The sequence below is a fragment of the Calidithermus terrae genome (assembly GCF_003574345.1).
GTDB classification, from domain to species: Bacteria; Deinococcota; Deinococci; order Deinococcales; family Thermaceae; genus Calidithermus; species Calidithermus chliarophilus.
The window spans coordinates 1-4,452 of the sequence record NZ_QXDL01000276.1 but is presented as its reverse complement, the minus strand read 5'-3'; the positions used below and the strand labels follow the sequence as shown (position 1 = coordinate 4,452).

The 4,452-nt window shown below is 69.6% G+C and carries 3 protein-coding genes; all 3 read left to right on the top strand.

Going from position 1 to position 4,452, the window contains the following annotated elements; genetic code table 11:
* Positions 1-430 precede the first annotated feature (430 nt).
* The 3 genes from Mterra_RS19155 (at position 431) to Mterra_RS19145 (ending at position 4,301) form a co-directional block, all read left to right on the top strand.
* The gene (locus Mterra_RS19155; RefSeq protein WP_119316583.1) at positions 431-925 is read left to right on the top strand and encodes a (2Fe-2S)-binding protein; all 495 of its coding nucleotides are present in this window, start codon (positions 431-433) and stop codon (positions 923-925) included.
* Between the two features lie 85 nt (positions 926-1,010).
* The gene (locus Mterra_RS19150) at positions 1,011-3,377 is read left to right on the top strand and encodes a xanthine dehydrogenase family protein molybdopterin-binding subunit (protein WP_119316582.1); all 2,367 of its coding nucleotides are present in this window, start codon (positions 1,011-1,013) and stop codon (positions 3,375-3,377) included.
* A gap of 66 nt (positions 3,378-3,443) precedes the next feature.
* A complete protein-coding gene (locus tag Mterra_RS19145) occupies positions 3,444-4,301 on the top strand; it encodes an FAD binding domain-containing protein (protein WP_119316581.1) in 858 nt (285 codons plus the stop codon).
* The last annotated feature ends 151 nt before the right edge of the window (positions 4,302-4,452 follow it).

The following is a 4,452-nucleotide window of genomic DNA, read 5'->3' as shown; positions in this document are numbered from 1 at the left end:
GCCCCACCCCAACCCTCCCCGCGGGCGGGGAGGGTTGGGGTGGGGCGCCTTTACCGCAGGCCACAGGCTTCCCACTTCCCGTTTGTGCTTGCCCTTGCAAACGCTCGACAGCCAGGGCGAAAAAACGCGTTTCGCACATGGTGCGAATGCGGCGGATTTCTTGAAAAAGCGGGAGGTTTAAGGGGTATAGTGGTTGGCGAACAGCTATTTCAGGACGGGGAACGGCCGGCCTACCGGGCTCGTCGCGGCGTGGCCTTCCCCTCGTCAAGCCGCCGGCTTCCAGGAGGTGCACATTGACGCTCAACAGTCGCAACGGTACAGGCATCCGCCCGGGTGCACGGGTGCCGGAGGGCCCGGCGTGGGGTCTTGGGCCCCCTTAAGAACCCTGAGGCGTAGGCTCGAGCACGGCTATTGCACGTCAGGAGGCGCTATGGCAGAGAAGGTCAGGATCAGCGTGAACGTCAACGGGGTTCAGTACGAGCACGAGGTCGAGCCCCGGCAATTGTTGGTGTATTACCTGCGCGAGACCCTGGGGCTCACGGGCACCCACGTCGGCTGCGACACCAGCCAGTGCGGGGCTTGCGCCGTCGATGTCGACGGGAGGGCGGTGAAGTCGTGCACGATGTTCGCCGTCCAGGCCGACGGCAGCCGCGTGACCACCATCGAGGGCCTGGGCGCGGTGGGCAACCTCCACCCCGTGCAGGAGGGCTTCTGGGAGATGCACGGCCTGCAGTGCGGCTTCTGCACCCCCGGCATGATCATGGCCGCCGCCGACCTGCTGCGGCGCAACCCCGACCCCAGCGAGGAGGAGATCCGCCACGCGCTCGAGGGCAACCTCTGCCGCTGCACCGGCTACCACAACATCGTCAAGGCCGTGCAGTACGCGGCCCAGAAGATGCGCAGCGGCGTGGCGGCGGACGACTAGAGGTGCCGGGGTCGCGAGCCCGGCGCCGGACGCGGGCCGGAAGGTCATTCGAGCGTCCAGCGTTTAGCGCGACCGGAGGGAGCATATGGCCGACAAACTCTTTGGCAAGGCGATGAAGCGCGTGGAGGACCCCCGCTTCATCACCGGGACCGGCAATTTCACCGACGACATGCAGGTCGCGGGCATGGTGCACGCGGCGATGGTGCGCTCGCCCTACGCCCACGCCAAGGTCAACCGCATCGACGCCTCGAGGGCCTTGGCGGTGCCCGGGGTGCTGGCGGTGATCACGGGGCAGGAGATGCTCGACGCGGGCGTCAAGGGCATCCCCACCGGCTGGCTGCACGCCGGGATCAAGCTGCCCCCGCACTACGCCATCACCCCCGACAAGGTGCGCCACGCCGGGGAGATCGTGGCGGCGGTGGTGGCCGAGACCCGCCAGATCGCCGAGGACGCCGCGCAACTCGTGGAGGTGGACTACGAGCCGCTCGAGGCCGTGGTGCTCGGCAGCAAGGCGCTGCAGCCCGGCGCCCCGCAGGTCCACGCCGAGGCCCCCGACAACCTCTGCTTCGAGTGGAGCATCGGGGACAAGGCCGAAGTGGACGCGCTCTTCGAGCAGGCCCACAAGACGGTGCGGCTGGAGATCCGCAACAACCGGCTGGTGCCCAACGCCATGGAGCCGCGCGCCTCGCTCGCGCAGTACGCCCGCGCCTCCGACGAGTACACGCTGTGGACCACCAGCCAGAACCCCCACATCCACCGCCTGCTCATCGCCGCCTTCATCCTGGGCATCCCCGAGCACAAGCTGCGCGTCATCGCCCCGGACGTGGGCGGGGGCTTCGGCTCGAAGATCTTCCAGTACCCCGAGGAAGTCATCGTGCTCTACGCGGCCAAGAAGCTCAACAAGCCGGTGAAGTGGACGGCGAAGCGCTCGGAGAGCTTCCTCACCGACTCCCACGGCCGCGACCACGAGACCGTGGCCGAGATGGCCGTGGACGCCGAGGGCCGCGTGACCGCGCTGCGCGTGGACACCGTCGCCAACATGGGGGCCTACCTCACCACCTTCGCCCCCGCCGTGCCCACCTACCTCTACGGCTGCCTGCTGGCGGGCAACTACAAGACCCAGAAGATCTACTGCCACGTCAGAGCGCCCTTCACCAACACCGTGCCGGTGGACGCCTACCGCGGCGCGGGCCGCCCCGAGGCCACCTTCGTCGTCGAGCGGCTGATGGACGTGATGGCCCACGAGCTGGGCATGGACCCCGTGGAGTTCCGCCGCCGCAACTTCATCCAGCCCGACGAGTTCCCCTACCAGACCCCCGTGGCGCTGGTCTACGACTCGGGCAACTACGCGGCGGCCATGGACAAGGCCCTCGAGATGGTGGACTACCAGGGCCTGCGCCGCCGGCAGGAGGAGCTGCGCAAGCAGGGCCGCCACATCGGCGTCGGGGTGATCTCCTTCATCGAGGCCTGCGGGCTGGCCCCTTCGGCGCTGGTGGGGAGCCTGGGGGCGCAGGCGGGGCAGTGGGAGAGCGCGCTCATCCGGGTGATGCCCACCGGCAAGGTGGAGGTCTTCACCGGCACCCACAGCCACGGGCAGGGCCACGAGACCGCCTTCGCGCAGGTGGTGGCCGACGAGCTGCAGGTCCCGGTCGAGGACGTGGTCCTCGTGCACGGCGACACCGGGCGCATGCCCTACGGCTGGGGCTCCTACGGCTCGCGCTCGGCGCCCACCGGGCTCTCGGCCATCGTGCTCGCCGCGCGCAAGATCACCGACAAGGCCAAGAAGATCGCGGCGCACCTGCTCGAGGCCGCCCCCGAGGACGTGGTGCACGAGGACGGCAAGTTCATGGTCAAGGGGGTGCCGGACAAGGCCAAGACCTTCTTCGACGTCGCGCTGATGGCCCACCTGGCCCACAACTACCCCAAAGACCTCGAGCCCGGCCTCGAGGCCACCCACTTCTACGACCCCTCCAACTTCGTCTACCCCTTCGGCACCCACGTCGCGGTGGTCGAGCTCGACCCCGACACCGGCAAGGTCAAGCTGCTGCGCTACCTCTCCGTTGACGACTGCGGCCCGGTCATCAACCCCATGATCGCCGACGGGCAGGTGCACGGCGGCATCGCGCAGGGGCTGGGGCAGGCGCTCTTGGAGGACGCGGTCTACGACGAGGCGGGCAACCTGCTGTCGGCCAACCTCCTCGAGTACACCCTCCCCCGCGCCGAAGACCTCGTGCAGATCGAGCACGACCACACCGTCACCCCCTGCCCCCACAACCCGCTGGGCATCAAGGGCATCGGGGAGGCCGGGACCATCGCCTCGACCGCCGCCATCGCCAACGCCGTGCTCGACGCGCTGCGCCCTTTCGGCATCGTGCACCTGGACATGCCCTACACGCCCGAGAAGGTCTGGCGGGCCATCCACGGCCGCCGGATGGCTCAGGCCGCCGACTGATGACCGGTCGGGGGTCAAGGGTCCAGGGCTGGACGGTCCTCGACCCCCGACATCCCGGAGGGACCTATGTACACCGCTGAATTCACCTACCACCGGGCCAAAAGCCTCGCCGAGGCCCTGCAGATGCTGCAGCAGAACCCCGACGCCAAGCTGCTGGCGGGCGGCCACTCGCTGATCCCGGCCATGAAGCTGCGCCTGGCCTCGCCCCCGGCGCTCATCGACGTCTCGAGGGTGCCCGAGCTTCGGGGCGTGCGGCGCGAGGGCAACGCCCTGGTGATCGGCGCGGCGACCACCTACGCCGAGGTCGCGTCCTCCGACCTCGTGCGCCAGGCCATCCCCGCCCTGCCCGACGCCATCGAGCAGATCGGCGACCCCATGGTGCGGCACAAGGGCACCATCGGGGGCTCGCTCGCCCACGCCGACCCCGCCGCCGACATGCCCGCCGTGATGCTCGCCCTCGACGCCCGCCTCAAGATCCAGGGGGCCGACGGGGCGCGGGTGGTTGACGTGGACTCCTTCTTCCAGGGGATGTTCACCACCGCCGTCGGGGAGGGCGAGATCCTCACCGAGGTCCACGTCCCCCTGGGCTCCGCTGCCTCGAGCCACACCCCCTCCCAGCCGCTGCGGATGGCCTACGAGAAGTTCCCCCACCCCGCCTCCCGCTACGCCGTGGCCGGGGTGGCGGTGGCGATGGGCGCGGGCGGGCTGCGGGCCGCCTTCACCGGCGCGGGCGAGCACGCCATGCGCCTGAGCAGGCTCGAGCAGGCCCTCTCCGGCAAACCCCTCGACCCCCAGACCGTCGCGGCCGCCTGCGAGAACCTGGTAGACGCGGCCCAGTTGATGAGCGACCACAATTTCTCCGCCGAATACCGCGCCCACCTCATCGACGTGCTGGCTAAGCGGGCGCTGCTGCGGCTGGTTTAGCGCTCGATCCCGGGGGCTAAATGCCGGGCGCGGGTCGTGCGGTGTACGCCCTACGTCGTACGCAAGACGCAAGACGCAAGACGCGAGACGCCTTGTCACCCCCTTAGCGAGGGGGGCTGGGGGGATACCCCTCCCCGCAGGCAGGGAGGGC

Coding starts and splice junctions, on each gene's coding strand:
- Mterra_RS19155 (WP_119316583.1), top strand. CDS start 431: ATGGCAGAGAAGGTCAGGATCAGCGTGAACGTCAACGGGGTTCAGTAC.
- Mterra_RS19150 (WP_119316582.1), top strand. CDS start 1,011: ATGGCCGACAAACTCTTTGGCAAGGCGATGAAGCGCGTGGAGGACCCC.
- Mterra_RS19145 (WP_119316581.1), top strand. CDS start 3,444: ATGTACACCGCTGAATTCACCTACCACCGGGCCAAAAGCCTCGCCGAG.